The sequence below is a fragment of the Brevibacillus sp. RS1.1 genome (assembly GCF_013284365.1).
GTDB lineage: Bacteria > Bacillota > Bacilli > Brevibacillales > Brevibacillaceae > Brevibacillus > Brevibacillus brevis_D.
Genome location: NZ_JABSVA010000001.1, coordinates 1,064,588 through 1,080,138, shown reverse-complemented (window position 1 = coordinate 1,080,138; position 15,551 = coordinate 1,064,588). Strand labels below are relative to the sequence as shown.

Genomic DNA, 15,551 nt, shown 5'->3' with positions numbered 1-15,551 from the left:
TTGGCAGTAGTTACTTTCGTTACATTACATCGTGCAAAAGATAAAGGACGTGGCATGATGATCTTATGGACGAGTTTCATGCAACTCTCTTTATTCCTACTATTAGCTTTTTTCATAATTGATACGATGACAAATCCTCATGGTATATGGATTTATAAAACACCATAAAACAGCAATTTAAATAAAAGTGGCGGTCATAATAGAAAAGGTAGCACCAGTTGACCATAAAGCTTGTTGTTGTGCGAGGCATGGTTGCAAATTAAATGTAGAAAAATGTCCAATTGTAATAAGGGAATTCAAGCAAGATGAGTTTGCACGAAATGTCTTGAAGAAGGTATATATCATAGGGACTTTGTATAATGAAATATCGTTTTTATTTGAAAATTTTTTGGGGATGATCTGTTTGAATCAGAAAGTATTAGTAAAATATTTTGATATTCCTGATAAGTATGTTGAGCTAGACAGTCCAACGGTTTACTCGATTGCTGAGAAAGTGGATTTCTTGGACTATTGCTTACTGAACCAAGTAAGGATATTTGAGATGATTCCTTTTAAATTGGGGAATTCATGAGGAAGGGGAATGCAAATGAGTACATTAGAAAAAGCAATTGTGATTGCAACACAAGCTCATGCTGGACAAGTCGATAAGGGTGGCAACCCATATATACTCCACCCTTTGCGAATCATGTTAAAGATGTCGACTGTAGAAACTATGATATCAGCTGTTTTACACGATGTGCTTGAGGATACAGATGTTACAGTGGGAGAGCTTCGAAATGAAGGGTTCTCTGAGGAAATCATTGCGGCAGTTATTGCTTTGACTAGAAATGAAGACGAAACATATATGGAATTCGTCGGAAGAACAAAGCAAAATCCAATCGCAAGGTTAGTGAAGTTGGGTGACTTAGAGGACAATAGTGATTTGTCAAGGATTCCAGATCCAACTGAGAAAGACCATGAGCGACTGCTACGCTATAAGAGAGCCATTAAAGAACTGCTTTCAATATAGAACGCGAGCGGGAAATGATTAAAAGTGTTTTGGGAGGCTGTAATGCAGTTTGAAGGCATAGACTGGACAGAACTATCGATTTATTTTGAAGTTGTTGAACAAAATTATGATGGTGGTCAGGATGAGAAAGTATTAATTTTGACTAAGGATTTTCTCCGGTCTACGTTAATGTCAGATCGAGAACCAGAAGTTGCTAATGGAATAAGGCAATTTTTAGCGAAATTATATAAGAACTCGATAGAACATAAGCACAATGCTCCGATTTGGAAAGGACTGCTTGAAGTAAATGATGATTTTACCTTAATTAAATACACTATACTTCTATTAGAACATATGTGGTATTAAAGAAGTCATATGAAATCTTAATTTGAACGGGAAAGAGTGAAAGAGATGGATAAAGAATTGGATAAAGAAGAGATTATTACTTTTGAGCACTTTATGGCAATGTATTACTGCAATAATAATGAGAAGCCAACGCAAGGTATACTTGAAAAATACAGTAGCTTTTATCGATCAATGGAAGATCAAGAAGTGGTAGATGAACTTCTGAGAGATTTGGCTTTGATCAAGACAGAAATATTTGACAATGAATTAAGCGATATTTTAAAGCGATATGGTTTTGGAATTTCAATAAACGAATTTCGCCTATTAATCGATCCATTGATTAGCGTGTTAAAAGAATAAAATGAAATCAGGGATTTATAAGGAGTAGCTTACCGATGTCAAAGATTCCAAAATCAATTCAAGATGCAATTAGGAAAGTAGCCAAATACAACGAAAAAGCATGAGAACAACACGGCATTTTGAAACATGGATAACTAAGAATTTTGGCGAAGACGTGATAGAAAGCGATGGTATTAGAGATATGATAATCGATGGGATTGAACAGACAAATAATGCAGAATGGGCAATTAAACGAACTCACGGAATTGCTAGATCAATACAAATCATGAATGGGGATTGCTCCTTCGTAAGGATGCACTTGACTATTATGATGAAAGATTAAATCATTATATCGATTTAGGCTTTGTTGGAGTAGAAGCCTTGGCACCCGCATTTGCTGATACCTTAAATCGTTTACCAAAAATGAAAAGAAACAAGATCTCTTCGTATAGCAATTTTAAGAGTGTTGTTGATGATTCGAACGTAATGGATGGCAGATACTATTCCTATATGGATGATCAAGATGATGCATTTAAACAAGCAAAGCCATTCTTGATTTTGGCTGAAAGTAAAGTGCAATCCTCTGACTACAGAAAAGTGTACGATGGAAATTGGTATAAATAATTGTTTGATTCGGAAACCTGTTGTTACAATGTAACAGGTTTTCTAAATAACTTGTCGAAGATTATTATGATAAAATAGCATCGAGATGCCAGTTCATGAAAAAACGCTATATATTCTTAAGTGTATTTCTGTTTATCTTTGGGATTTTTTTCTATCAGTTAACTGGTGGTACCGCTAAAGATGAACCTAATTTTAACAGCGTTTATGATGAGTCTTTTAATCCTCAGGAGTTTATTAAGTCTGCAAGAAGCGGCGATCTGAACAAAGTGAAGTTCCACATTGAGAAAAATATCGATCCCAATGTAACTAATAGTGACGGAAGGACTGCCCTCTTAGGTGCTGTTATTGAAAAACAATATGAAGTCGTAGATTACTTACTTCTTAATAAGGCTGACCCGAACAAGAAAGATAACTACGAACAATCACCACTCAAAACCGCAATGGAAATAAAGGATAAAAAACTGATTGAGCTGCTCCAACGTAATGGGGCTAAAGAATAAACAGGCACCCATTTGGGTGCTTTTTCTATGTGAAAGCAAGCTTGAAGGTTAAAGGACGAACGGTAGACATATCTGACGCTCCAGTTGTAAGAGCCAACAAAAAAGGCAACGTAGAGTCTAGCGGTTTTTGCGTACTTCTAGAAACGTTAATGACTGTTCGTTGTCCCGCACTTGCATTTCTTCTTTAACAGCTTTTGGTCTATCAACTAGATCAACTACATTTTTTGATAACACTTGCCAGCGTTAAGCTTTATCAAGTGAATCCTTTCCAATTGAGATTATTGTGTGGACGAATGACCCTTTTGAATTGTATGCAATGTTTGTTGTAAGGAGATACAATCTCAAAGATAAATTTGGTGAATATACTTATCCGTTTTACTAGAAACAAAAAGAAGTGGGGTAGCAAACTTGATTGTGATATAGAACAGCAAATAAGATTGTTAAAGGAATGATTGATAAGAAGCTACTGTATTGGTATGAGAACGCTAAGTCATATGCGGATGGAAAATGGAGTCCTGTGATGGGAAGTATTATATTTACCCACAGGAGAAGGAAGAAGAGCGGATTAGACTGAGGGAGCAGAAGAGAGTTGGCTATTTGAAAAACGAGATCATAAGTAATGAACAACCTTGGAATATAAGTGATCCAGTTATTCGAGGAATTCATATACAAATTCAGACGAGTTGTAATATTTATCCATTTAACCTATAATATGGGTATTCCTAAAATTCTCAAGTAAAGAGGGGGCAATAAAATGAAAAAGTTTGTAGCACTATTTTTACCCGTAATAATGTTGGCAACAAGTACAGTTACTCCTGCACTGGCACAAGCAGACAATTTAACGGAAAAAAGTGTGTCTCAAGTTCAAAAGAATACTATTGAGAGCAATGGGCAATATCAAAGCGTCAAAGACTTCGCAACAAAAAAGGAAAAGTCAGTTATTGCTCCTATGAGCTATAAAACATATAACTTTGGTAACTCTGATCACATTTACTCTCCCGGCAAATTAAAGATAGAGGTTTTTCCGGGAACAAATGACGGACCAAAAGATAACACAAACTGGATTATTGTGGAGTTATTTGATGTAAATGACCCCGGTACTCATGTAGCTTATAGATCCGTTAGTGCATTTAACGATAGCACCGTAGAATTTGAATGTTATGGGTATCATTATATTTCAGTGTACAATATGAATTACAGTCAAAGCGGTAAGTTTAATGTAGTTTGGTAGATTCTTATTGACAATTGAACAAGAAAAAATGAGAAAGAGGCTACCCCAAAAAGTAGATTTTCTATTTGAGGGCGACCTCTTTTTTTAGATTGTCTTTTTTCGATAAAAGCGAACTCTGCTCCAGTGACTAAATACTAACTATCAGATGACAATTCATGAGAAGGCTTGTCCGGCACATCAATGGAGAATTTTAAAGTGGTCATATCGAACATGTGTTTATATGCACTGTGGAATTACTTCGGATGATGCCGAATTGGAGACCTTGACACGAACAATTAAAAGCATGCTACGAAGAATCTGTTCAGTTTCTCCAAGCACACATTGAAGACTTGGAGGAAAAGATTAGAGGCTCTAGGTTTGAAATGACCGCTGAAGAATATTATGAATATCTGCTCGAGAGTATGGCCGAGATGCGATACGAAGAAGAGCGTATAATGGCATTGGAGGATGCTTACAGATTGAAAGCACCTACCCGGCCTTATGTATCAAGGTTTAACAACCAACTGCCCGCTAATCCGAGGACAGTCAAACTTTTTCCTTCAATAGAACGCGAAGCCTAAAGGAAATCTTTAATGAAAATAATAAAGAAATATAGTAGAGAAATGTCACTCGTATTTAGAGTGGCATTTTTATTTGAGAGAAAGGAGTGGGAATGGTGCTCAGTATAGAGATGATCATTAGAGGATATACATGGTACTGTTTGTATGGTCGTCGTACCAGCTGCCTAATTGAAATCAATCCATACATAATATTTTTGCAAACGATAGTCGGCAGATAAATGTTACAGGTTCAACGAAAACCGGAAGCAATTACCGCGGAAATGGTTCCAGCTTGTTCTACCGTATGTACACCTTAAAAACTATCAAATTCACCTAAAACATGGTAATCCTCTCTTGTGAGAAGACGATACGAAATACGCGACGATCAATGGGATCAAATTACGATGTTGAGAATATTATGATCGACTAGGAAATCGCGAAATTGGAGGATTACATCCGTGAATATAGGCATGGGGCGAACCAACTGCTACAACATGGAAGAAGTTTGCCGTATCCGTATATGAATAAAATGATAGAAAATAAAGGAGAAAATACACGATGGGAATAATGGCCTGTTACTTATCATTAAATGATGCTTTAGCGGATGAGGTTGCCCAGTTAGGCAATTCCCATATCGTTGGGAAGATCGAGGAGCTTATGGAAAAACAACGCTGTCCCGTGTATGAGATAGATAAATTATGGGGCGGATTGCATTATCTGCCAACAGGGACCTCTGCCTCACAGCCTATTGAGGACAACCCATTAAGCGAGGCTATTGTCGGAGTCCACGTCCTGGATACTGAAGAATTCGTAAGCGTCATTGGCTCTGATGAGCTTCCTCGCATTTTAGAAGCTCTTCATTTTGTGGATAGGGCCGTCTTGCAGCAACAATACAAGCCAGCCGATTTTAGAGCGAAACAGATTTGTCCGGATATTTGGGTGGACGATGAAGCTGAGGAACGTTTCGCAGAACTTATAACGGAACTCAACCGGTTAACTTATTTTTATGAACAAAGCCTTGCCCAGGGGCATGACATATTGATCAGCATTTATTAAAACCGCTTCTCTTTCATCGGTGCAGGGCTCCAGAAAAGCTATTGTTTCACTCATGTTTCTTGTTAATGCCTTGTAAAATCATTCGAGTCATCCCGAAAACGTAGATCGGTGTAATGAGACGCTTTTAATGGTGTATGGTTATAGCATAGAAAGTTAATCACCAGCCGTCTACGGGCGGTATTTTTGCATTTTCAGAAAGGCCTACCGAATAGTCAGAATTGAAAACATATAAAGTATGGATTATAATTTTACTCAATTTACAATAAATCCCACAGGAGGTATTAGTTAATGAAACGATTCACAACTGTATTACATGCAGCTCTCATAACTTCTGTACTATTTAGCTCGCAGGGAGTTAGCTTGGCACAGGAAAAGAGTGGTGAAGCTATGGTAGAACAGCAGGAGATCGAGCTCATCGAAATCGGCATAGCCCAAGTGATTTACTTGGAAACGTACCCGGGCTACTCGTATGCATTAAAGGAGGGAAAGTATGTCTGGCTCGATTATGATAAAGGCACCTTTGAGTATAAATTGGTGGCAGGATTGTCTCAGGCAACGGATTATCTGTATCAATATGACCAGTACGGAGTTTATCTCAAAACCATCAAAGTAATTGTCAAATAAGCAGAGTGCGTCCATCAAAAGCTTTAACCGAAAGCTTTTGTCTGGTGAAGACAAAATAGGCCGATCACGGTCTATTTTTTATTTTGTTGCTTGAGACGAAAGGAACCGGGATGTTTTCGAGATCCACTTATAAAAACATTTGTTAAACCTTTGAGAAACAAGGTTTTTTTATGCCCTCAACCATCCTCCCTGATTACATAAACCCCAAGAGGTTGCCGCTTGATTCTTTTTCACCTTGATTCAACAAAAGCATTCAGCTTTCTCTCGAAGTTGTCGGAAGCTTCTTTTTGCATTTTTGGCACCACATGGCCATATTCGTTTATTTAAATCGATGTTGCAGGTATATCGAGCAGGGCAGACTCAAAACCAAATAAGGTGGTTTTTTGTACATAAAGGTGTATTTGTAACTTTATACCTATTACTCGTATTCACTATACATCCGATACCCCAGAACGTGGGTATTATTTCCTTTTTACATATAGATTGGATATCTAGCATATCGATCACCATGAGTCTTCCATCTGTATTGAATCCTTTACAGAGAGGAGGAGACTGAATGCCCAATATTGAAGGTATCAACATCCAACAATCAAGTGCGGAACGCAAGAGCTACGTGGTTGTGGGAGCTATTTTATCTTGCAGCAGCGGAAGTAAACAGAGTCGGCTGAAAATGCCATTCAGCCATGGTGTTTTTGTAAAAGGAAAGCCGCAAATGAACATCATGGATTTTGTTCCAAATGTAAATATCATGCCCTTTGGAAAGTGCAGCAGCTTACAAAATCCCACAGTCGCTTCAGCCACGGCAGCTAACAACGGTGTACTTACGCCAATGCCGTGCATACCTCTGACAACAATGCCATGGATAGATGGGAAAGCGGACAAAATGGTCGGTGGTCATCCAGCATTGCATAATAAATCAACAAATATGTGTTTCTATTGTGGGCAGATCAAGATTGAAGATGATGGGCAGGATTTGGGTGGTGTGACGATAGGAAATCAGTCGTCAACAAATAGCGGGCAGTCTGCTGCTGGTTTTGGGCAAGGACCAACCTGCGAAAAGCCGCAGGAAAAGCCCGGCATGTGGGATAGTTTCGTCAAAGGAATCTCGATGCTAGGAGACGTTCCAGCCGCGATGCAAAAAGCGGCAAGCGAACTGCCAGGGGCTTTGGAGAAAGCTGCTAATGATTTGCCAAAAGGATTACGTAAGGCGGCAGAGGATTGGCCTAAGGGTGTTAGTGCGTTTGTAAATGAAGGCTTTATCGAGCCAATACAAGAAGACTTAGATACGTTGCGGGATGATAAAGTAGATCTCGCGGATGGAATTGCAATCGGTGGGCTTGCCTTGGGTGTACTTACGCTGGGGAGAAGTAAAAACGTAAAAAATTTAGTGGACACGGCAAGAAAAGGAAAGAAGAGGACAGGTGTAGGTCTTACAAGAAGCAGCGGGGATTCCACTAGTTCTATGGATCCAGCTAAATTTGATAGGATGAAAAAGGCATTTGAAAAACAAGGAGGAGTAATTGACCAATCAGAAGAAGCAATAAGATATTTAGATTACCGTGGGGCAGAGGCTGTCACTTGGAATGAGAAGACAATACAATTAAGGCAGAATCCAACGACTTCTGCTGTATTCGAAGAGTTTATTCATACTGCGCAATATAGAGCAGGGAAAATCCCCGACCAAACGCCAAGAACAGTACTGACCGTGGAAATTGAAGCTGCTGAAAAACTAATAAAATACAGAAAGGCATACGGCATTCCGAATATTGAAACAAGAGATACAATTAATAGATTAAGAGATTTGAGACAACAATTTGATGAACTAGGGAATTGAGGAGGGTGAATATGTTTTCAATTGAGGTCAAAACAGCTTTCTTTATCAAAGTTGCCAATATAGTTGCTATCGAAGGAAAGCCCAATGGTGATCTAAAGGCTAAAGTTCTTCATGATGAGACCGATAATTCAAAGTCTTATAATGTAAAAGGAGTTGCATTGGTTAATGGGCGGGAATACATTAGTCCTCTAGAATCCATAACTCTTCAATTAGAGCCTGGAGACTATAATCCCGAAGATTTAATAGGAAAAAGATTGGTAAGCTACGATTAAGAATTGATTGTCATGTTTGCTAATAATGGGGCTTTTGTCTCGAGAAGGATACCTAGTGCGGTGTCAATTCCCCAGACAAGTAGTAAAATTGTTGAGGTTATCTAACAGGTTGACACATCTGACGTAAACGTTTTTTGAAAGTGTATCGATAAACGCTCTATACTAAGGCTACGCACGATGAATAAGCCGCTCGGGTAAAGTACCGGGTGGCTCTTTTGTTGAAAGGGTAAGTGAAGAACATAGCGGAAAAAATTCTGTCGTAAGTCAGGGTGTTCCAAGCTAACAGAGGGACGTCTGCTGCTGGTTTTGGACAAGAACCAGCCGGGTAAAGCCCCTGTTCCTACAAAAACCGGTCGGGGAAGCAATCCTAAAGATTTTGTCAATCCACATTCTGAAAAGCACCTGCATGACCCAAGTAGACCCTGTACCCCTAATAGGTCACAATATGGGAAAGATGTTGATGTAGAGAAATTAAGGCAAGAAACAATGACTAATTCTGAATAAGTCATTTTCAAACGGGCCAACGAACCCAAACCGGATTACCAAGTAAGAAATAAAGAATGAGTGGGTGAGAGAAAGTGAGTTTATTGTTGTATCATGCTTATTTACCTGAAAATCACGCACATTTTGTTTCGGAAGAACAAGTCATGCAAGAAGGAATACAATACTTTACAAAGTCTAATAATCGTTATAGTAACGGTGGTAGAGTAAAAAATGAAAAGACTGAAAGTTTGAGACCTTTTGGTATCCCGGATTGGGTTAATTTTAAAGAAGCTATAGGTGTTGATATATCTAATCGCTTCTTTAAGTCGTTTTGTTTTCCTGTGTTTACGGATAAAATTCTCGTATTTGATAGTGAGATATCTATTTCTATCTATGATCAAGCGTTCTACGATGATTTCAAGGATTTTGATGAAGAAGCCTTGAACTTTGACACAGGAGAAAGCATTGAGCATTGGATTAAGTTGTATTGGGATAGCATGATGACACTTCAAGAATACTTGCTAAAAAGACCTTATCCAAAACCAGAGATATTAGTGTTTGAATCAATACCTAAAGAGATTATTCGAGTGTGTGATGAAAAATCGTAAACTGTGCGTATTTGGCTTGGTAGGGCTACCCAGTGCCGAATTCATGAAGAGCACTTAATTATGATTTGAAGGTTGACGCTCTATAAAAAGGCTACGCACGATGAATAAGCCGCTCGGGTAAAGAACCGGGCGGTTTTTGTTTTGGGTTCACTAATATTGGAAGGAGTTAGAGGAGCTTTAGGAGCAGGTTTATACGTTCTGTTCAGATTTCGAGGGGATTATGCTGTCCCTAAGGTCGTAAAACGCCAATGTTATCATCTTGATAATTTGTACCTCAAGCACGTCTTTCCTTCAAAACTCATACTTCTATGCTCAATGACACTCGAACGCACTAAAATGTCAAATCTGGTAAATTAAAGAAGGAATCTGTCGTTTCTAGTAGAATATAACCCTCATATAAGTAATTGAGGTGAAAAAGTTCCATGCTGTTTGTCCTATTTTCAACATTAGAATACCTCGCAATATTTGCTCTTATGACTACGCTATTTCGATTTGGTTTTTTGGTGCATATCAACCGGATTCTTTTTGTGAGTTTGGTATTAATGCTTTTCTCGTTTGGGCTACGCCAATTTACGCCATATGGAGACTATGCAACCATAGCCCAAGTCGTCATAATCTTTGGGGCATTAATCCTGGTATGGAACGTGAATTGGGGACAGGCTGCCTTAATGACAATGATAACATCAGGAATCTACTTGGGGATTCAGATGGTGGAAGTGTTTTTCCTGACTGTCATAGGAACCTTAGAGACAATTGAATCGTTAGGGGATCGAACCATCAACACCGGGTTCATATTCCAGACAATCTCCGCAGTACTCACCTTTGCATTATGCTACGGGCTTCGGAAATGTAGACTGCAATTTACATTCGTCAGAGACGGAGCGCCTTTCTCTCTTTACCACAGAGTCAACATGGTGATTTTATCACTAATCATTGTAACAGGTGTATTGATAACGGTCTTGTTTAAATTAGCAAGTACATATGGAATTGGTTCCTTGGTGTGGATTTTCTTTGGGATGGCAATCGGAATCACAATACTGGCATGGTTGGCTATAAAAAGGGATGGGGAATATGATTGAAACTCTTGCTGAAAGAATAGCCATACAACTAAAGTCGATCAATCCACATGAAACGAAGTCAGTTCCTACCATGAAATTTGGGCTAATCCTTATCATCAACATGCTGCTCATCATTACGATTAGCCTTACCCTTTCCCTCATCATAGGGACATTTCAAGGAACATTACTCACATTGGCCGGATTTTTAGTACTACGCCAATTTTCAGGAGGATTTCACTATTCATCGTCTGTCTACTGCACCATAACAAGTATTTCGGGAGCGGTATTCATCCCTCTCATTACCCTCCCTACTGATTTTATCACCCCGATTATTATCATCACAGTAGTTCTAGTAGCACTTTTTGCTCCGCAAGATATGGAAATGCAATCACGACTATTCAAACAGAATCAGACTTTGCTCCTCAAGATCATCTCAATTCTCATCGTCAGTTTATTATTTTTCATAGAAAGCGAGACACTGGTTAAGACCTTTTTTGTGCAAGCACTGACGCTAATTCCACTGAAAGGAGGTGGAAAAGATGAAAAATAAAGCGATGATGTTCGTAGCGAAACATGTTTCAGTAATTGCTTCATTTGTTGCAGTACTGGCAGTATCTACAGCATCCTTCGGTTTCGTGGGAAAACCTGAAATTCCAGAAGAACTAAAGAAATAAGAAGTAATGAACGACACAGACCATTTCTCACTCGATCTTCATATCGAAGGGGGAAAACTGGTTGCCTCACTGAGTTTTTGTGAATCCTAACTTTAGTAAGAGATGGTATAGAACTTATAGACTGCTTCTTTCAGAGCGTTACCAATTATCTCAACCCCTTGGTAGACAAGGGGTTTTCTTATTTTTTTGAATCAAAGGGGACTGTCGTTTAGTCGGAAAATCGACTTTTGAGACAGCCCCTTTTTCTTAACGCTTAATGAAGCTTGGAAATAGCGAATTTAGCTGTAAAATTCATTTTTTTCATATAGGAAGAATTCGCTCCAGCTTGAAATTGTACAGAAATATTGCCGTCTTTTTCTGCTTGAAAGACGCGGCCGTAAGGTGAATTCGCTTGGTATGTACCAATCACTTTGTTATCCGCATCAAAGACGGTATAAGAGATCGGGAATCCTGAATTGTTTACAAAAATCGTAAGTTCTTCTCCCTTTTTCAGCGGAAAAGATTCTTTTTGCGTCACTTCGTATGAACTCAGAGAATAGTATTTCGTAACCTCTTGCATGTCTAAAGCCGTTGTTGCTGCGCTAGCTTTTGAGACTTCCACTCCTGGCAAAGATACACCCGAAAGTACTGCAATCCCTAATGCCCCTGCTAAAATGACTTTTTTCATAATCGTAATGCCTCCTTTTTTGCTCATTCAAGAGCGAAAGTAAATATTTGGAAATTATAACCATTATAGTCTCGATGAAAATGATTATCAATAAGTTTTTCAAAGATTACTCTCACGGCGTGATAAGCAGGACATAAAAAAAGAGAGTGATTCAATGGAATCAACATCCCCCTAAAAATGGCACACACATCCCCGTATCTGGACAAAACCCCTCATTCTCCAAGCACAACCTCTCCGTAAATCCAGGGTCCTCCTGCGCCAGAAACTTAAAATAACAAACAATTTCATGATTCCTTACAGCTAAGCTATTCAACTGAAAATCCAACAAATGCTTCCGATCGACATGCTGGTAGTACAACCCTTTTTTCGTAAACGGAGGAGGGTACACCTTGGAGGGCAAAGTCGGAATAATATCATGAACATTCACGATCCGAACACTGTTCTTTACTGTCTCATTAAACCGCGAAGCAAAGACAGGATCTCCGACACGAGGGCTCCCATACGTATACACAAAAGGTCGCGTAAACTTCGTATTTACGGCAATATCCAAGCCGGCAAGTGCGGCCAAACCTCCCCCTAAACTGTGCCCCGCAACAAATAGTCTTTTCGATCTAGAGAGCTTGCTCAACTCCCGAATCAATTCATCTCGCGCGGATTGGTAAATGCAAGTAAACCCACGGTGGGTCTTTCCTGCCTTTCTGACAAAATGATAGGGGACTTGATACAAATCCTGATCTGACTCATTGTCGTTAAACGTGCGTGTTCCCCGAAGAGCAACAACGATACTGTCCGGTGACTCGGCTACAAAACCAAATACCTCGGGCTCCGGCGTCTCGACACCAGCCAATGCTCGAATCGCAAAGCGCTGACGATACCCTTGTGGCAAGACAAGTGAATCTGTTTCAAAAAGCTGATAGGCCTGATGGATCATGCCCGCAAGTAAAATCGCATCTTCACTGTTATAAATACGATCGATCATTCATGTGTCTCCCTTTCTCGGTTTCAAGGCTGTAAAAGCTAGCATTTGCCTTGAAATGGAATACAAGTATCGGTATCGGGACAAAACCCCGGATTTTCCACACAGAGTGTTTGGGCGTAATCAGGGTCAAGCTGAATGAGGCTATGAAAATAGCAGGCGATACTATCGTTGCGAGGCGTATTATTCAGTTGAAACGAGATCGGAAACTTGTTTTTTACATGTTGATAATAAATACCTTCCTGGGTAAAAGGAGGTGGATATTTTTGGTCGGGGAAGGTAGGAAAAGGGTCGTGAACATTGACAATCCGCAGGCTATTTAAAACGACTTTATTGAACCGTGAAGCGAAGTGGGGGTCACCAATACGCGGACTGCCATAGGTATAAACGATTGGGTGTCTAAACGGCGTGTTTACCGCTATATCTAAAGCTGCCAGCACAGCCAGAGCGCCACCGTAGTTGTGTCCAGTGATAATCAGCTTTTTTGATTCGGAAAACTGATTTATTTTTCTGAGTAATCGATCGCGTGTTGACTGATACAGGCAAGTAAATCCACGTGAGGTTTTCCCTGCATCTGTAACAAAAGGATAGGTAATTTGTAGGATGTCATAGGCTGCTAAAAGGTCAGCCGGATAGGCTGCGTACCCTCTGAAGGCAATGATGATTTGATCCTTTGATTCTGCTACAAAGCCATACATATGTTCAGTTGGATTCTCTACGTCAGCAGAAGCTCGAATCGTGTATCGGAGTTGAAAACCTTTGGGTAGGATAAGCTCGCCTTCAAAAAATAGTAGATAAGTCTGATAGCTCATGGCTGCAAGGAAAATGGCAGCCTGACTAGTAAACATGTTGTCTTCGTCCGAGAAAACCATGTAGACAAATTCCTTTCCAAACAAGAATAAGGAACAAACACTTTGTCCCTCCCAAATGAAAACAGGTCAATCCTATTTAAATGTTACTTACCATGAGCCTATGTTTTTACGACGGAATGCGTGCTTGTATGAAGAAAATAAAAAGGGGCGCGTACGCGACGCTCCCCAATTACAAAGGCTTTGAGAGAATTTCAATTCCCACATCAATTGTTTTCTCTACTCCCATGAAGGTTAAAAATATTTTAGCCCTGTTTTTGTGCTTGTCTACTTTTTTGATAATGCCTTCCAGTCCTTTGAGAGGACCAGATTCTACGATCACCTTTGAATTTTCCAGATATACTTTTGAATAATCGACAACCTCACCGTTCCCCATGAGTTGGAGTATTGGGGTGATTTCTTTTTCTTCAATGCTCGAATAATAAGCCCCCTCGTCTTGCGAATAGTAACTACCGTTATTGACCAAACGCAAGCTTCTAGGGATTTTTTTGATTTTATGGAACATTTCGTTAGTCATTTCAGTCTGAATAAGTACATATCCAGGAAAAAAATTCTTTAGGACGTTATACACCATGCCTGACTTTTTCTCAGGCACCAATCTCTTCGGCACAATGGATTTTAAAGACTGCTCATTAAAATAGAGTCTGAGGTACTTTTGAACGACTTCCTCTTTACCGGATTCTACAAAGATGGCATACCATTTCAAGGTGAGCAATCCTTTCATTATGAAGTGGATTCGTAAGTATCTGGAGAACTAATTGCTTTCCAAAAAAATGGGAATGATTGAGTAGATGAATTAACAAAAAATGTGGTATTATACTAAATATATCCAATTCCTTCGCGTTATGCAATAAATGCGGTTGTTGAAAGATTCTGTATAAACAGAAAGAGTTAGCTAGATCAGCTTCTTATCGAAAGTAAAATCTCTCAGGGAATTTAATCGCTGTTTCGGCACGTTAAAGGAACGAGGGAGGTCATACGGAGAAACGGTAGTGTGTAGAACTATTTACCCACGAACCGGGGAAGCTCTGCCCTTTGGCATAGTCGTAGAACGAGAGAAGGCGGAGATTGGATTGCATGTATTTCCACAGACCTTTACGAATGAATTCGTTATCAAAGGGACAGATAGAGAGTTTCGTGCTAGTTTGTGCATGGGCTACTTTTCAGTTCCCGTAGATTTTTTAAAAATAGTAAAATTCCTGCACCCAAGAGAATTCGAGTACTATTTTCATCTGGAGTATGAGCGGAGAGTAAAAAGCTACCTGACAGGGAGATATGTCGCCAAAAGAGCCATTTCGTTTTTGAATGGGGAAGAGAGTTTAGATCGAATATGGATTGAACAGGGCATTTTTCATCATCCTGTCGTAAACCTACCGAATCCAGCCAATCTCCAAGTGAGTATCACTCACTGTGATGATCTTGCAGCCGCTATTGCTTTTTCGGAGGAGCTACCGATGGGGATTGATGTGGAGAGAATTAGCGTTGATAGAAATAAAGTTCTGGAGACGCAAATGACTGTGAAGGAGAGTAGCTTGTTGTCCTGCTTGCCTTATTCCTATGAAACGACGCTCACTCTTTTCTGGACAGTCAAGGAAGCGTTAGCCAAAGTTTTGAAGACTGGCTTAACAACTTCTTTTCATATCTATGAAATAAGCCAAGTGGAGATAAGGGATGGGGTTGTGTATAGTCTATTTGAAAACTTTCCTCAATACCGTACTGCCTCCTACATCCTAGGAGACTATGTGTGTTCGATCACCTATCCGAAAAAAACAGAGTGGAGTGCTGCTGAAGTAAAGAATCTACTTCAGGAGATAGAACAATCCATAACAAATCACGGATAAAAATTCCCCATAAGCGGTCAGTT

General features: G+C 39.5%; 18 protein-coding genes and 1 pseudogene. 15 read left to right on the top strand and 4 right to left on the bottom strand.

The features are described 5' to 3' along the window. Positions 1 to 586 precede the first annotated feature (586 nt). The 14 genes and pseudogenes from HP570_RS04795 to HP570_RS04730 all read left to right on the top strand — a co-directional run bounded on the left by HP570_RS04795 (position 587) and on the right by HP570_RS04730 (position 11,175). Positions 587 to 1,009, top strand: a complete 423-nt coding sequence (locus tag HP570_RS04795) for an HD domain-containing protein (RefSeq protein ID WP_173625036.1) — start codon at positions 587 to 589, stop codon at positions 1,007 to 1,009. A 42-nt stretch (positions 1,010 to 1,051) separates the two neighbouring features. Beyond that, the gene (locus HP570_RS04790) at positions 1,052 to 1,354 is read left to right on the top strand and encodes a hypothetical protein (RefSeq protein WP_041749539.1); all 303 of its coding nucleotides are present in this window, start codon (positions 1,052 to 1,054) and stop codon (positions 1,352 to 1,354) included. A gap of 45 nt (positions 1,355 to 1,399) precedes the next feature. Further along, complete coding sequence (locus tag HP570_RS04785; protein WP_173625035.1) at positions 1,400 to 1,693, top strand: hypothetical protein; 294 nt, start codon at positions 1,400 to 1,402, stop codon at positions 1,691 to 1,693. 276 nt (positions 1,694 to 1,969) lie between these two features. Continuing rightward, complete coding sequence (locus tag HP570_RS29470) at positions 1,970 to 2,296, top strand: hypothetical protein (protein WP_254495016.1); 327 nt, start codon at positions 1,970 to 1,972, stop codon at positions 2,294 to 2,296. Between the two features lie 95 nt (positions 2,297 to 2,391). Next, on the top strand, positions 2,392 to 2,796 hold the full coding sequence (locus HP570_RS04775; RefSeq protein WP_173625034.1) for an ankyrin repeat domain-containing protein: 405 nt from the start codon (positions 2,392 to 2,394) through the stop codon (positions 2,794 to 2,796). A 754-nt stretch (positions 2,797 to 3,550) separates the two neighbouring features. Next, positions 3,551 to 4,027, top strand: a complete 477-nt coding sequence (locus HP570_RS04770; protein WP_173625033.1) for a hypothetical protein — start codon at positions 3,551 to 3,553, stop codon at positions 4,025 to 4,027. 1,097 nt (positions 4,028 to 5,124) lie between these two features. Next, positions 5,125 to 5,622, top strand: a complete 498-nt coding sequence (locus tag HP570_RS04765; protein WP_173625032.1) for a YfbM family protein — start codon at positions 5,125 to 5,127, stop codon at positions 5,620 to 5,622. A 288-nt stretch (positions 5,623 to 5,910) separates the two neighbouring features. After that, positions 5,911 to 6,246, top strand: a complete 336-nt coding sequence (locus HP570_RS04760) for a hypothetical protein (RefSeq protein WP_173625031.1) — start codon at positions 5,911 to 5,913, stop codon at positions 6,244 to 6,246. A gap of 556 nt (positions 6,247 to 6,802) precedes the next feature. Further along, positions 6,803 to 7,222: pseudogene (locus HP570_RS04755) on the top strand (DUF4280 domain-containing protein); the annotation flags it as partial. Between the two features lie 869 nt (positions 7,223 to 8,091). Then, on the top strand, positions 8,092 to 8,352 hold the full coding sequence (locus HP570_RS04750; protein WP_173625030.1) for a hypothetical protein: 261 nt from the start codon (positions 8,092 to 8,094) through the stop codon (positions 8,350 to 8,352). 578 nt (positions 8,353 to 8,930) lie between these two features. Continuing rightward, complete coding sequence (locus HP570_RS04745; protein ID WP_173625029.1) at positions 8,931 to 9,443, top strand: DNA polymerase III; 513 nt, start codon at positions 8,931 to 8,933, stop codon at positions 9,441 to 9,443. Between the two features lie 422 nt (positions 9,444 to 9,865). Beyond that, positions 9,866 to 10,522, top strand: a complete 657-nt coding sequence (locus tag HP570_RS04740; protein WP_041749537.1) for a hypothetical protein — start codon at positions 9,866 to 9,868, stop codon at positions 10,520 to 10,522. Further along, positions 10,515 to 11,051, top strand: coding sequence for an accessory gene regulator ArgB-like protein (locus HP570_RS04735; protein ID WP_015892251.1), 537 nt, complete (start codon positions 10,515 to 10,517; stop codon positions 11,049 to 11,051). Before HP570_RS04740 ends, HP570_RS04735 begins: the two co-directional genes overlap by 8 nt. After that, complete coding sequence (locus HP570_RS04730) at positions 11,041 to 11,175, top strand: cyclic lactone autoinducer peptide (protein WP_173625028.1); 135 nt, start codon at positions 11,041 to 11,043, stop codon at positions 11,173 to 11,175. The genes HP570_RS04735 and HP570_RS04730 overlap by 11 nt, the downstream gene beginning before the upstream one ends. A 253-nt stretch (positions 11,176 to 11,428) precedes the next feature. On the opposite strand, the gene HP570_RS04725 is transcribed toward HP570_RS04730, so the two are convergent. The 4 genes from HP570_RS04725 to loaP form a co-directional block, all read right to left on the bottom strand. Next, on the bottom strand, positions 11,429 to 11,842 hold the full coding sequence (locus HP570_RS04725) for a hypothetical protein (RefSeq protein WP_173625027.1): 414 nt from the start codon (positions 11,840 to 11,842) through the stop codon (positions 11,429 to 11,431). Positions 11,843 to 12,002: 160 nt separating this feature from the next. Further along, complete coding sequence (locus HP570_RS04720; RefSeq protein ID WP_173625026.1) at positions 12,003 to 12,821, bottom strand: lipase family protein; 819 nt, start codon at positions 12,819 to 12,821, stop codon at positions 12,003 to 12,005. A 38-nt stretch (positions 12,822 to 12,859) separates the two neighbouring features. Next, complete coding sequence (locus tag HP570_RS04715; protein WP_173625025.1) at positions 12,860 to 13,690, bottom strand: lipase family protein; 831 nt, start codon at positions 13,688 to 13,690, stop codon at positions 12,860 to 12,862. 169 nt (positions 13,691 to 13,859) lie between these two features. Next, positions 13,860 to 14,393, bottom strand: coding sequence for an antiterminator LoaP (gene loaP / locus HP570_RS04710; RefSeq protein ID WP_173605523.1), 534 nt, complete (start codon positions 14,391 to 14,393; stop codon positions 13,860 to 13,862). A 286-nt stretch (positions 14,394 to 14,679) separates the two neighbouring features. On the opposite strand from loaP, the gene HP570_RS04705 reads away from it, so the two are divergent. Next, on the top strand, positions 14,680 to 15,528 hold the full coding sequence (locus HP570_RS04705) for a 4'-phosphopantetheinyl transferase family protein (RefSeq protein ID WP_173625024.1): 849 nt from the start codon (positions 14,680 to 14,682) through the stop codon (positions 15,526 to 15,528). The last annotated feature ends 23 nt before the right edge of the window (positions 15,529 to 15,551 follow it).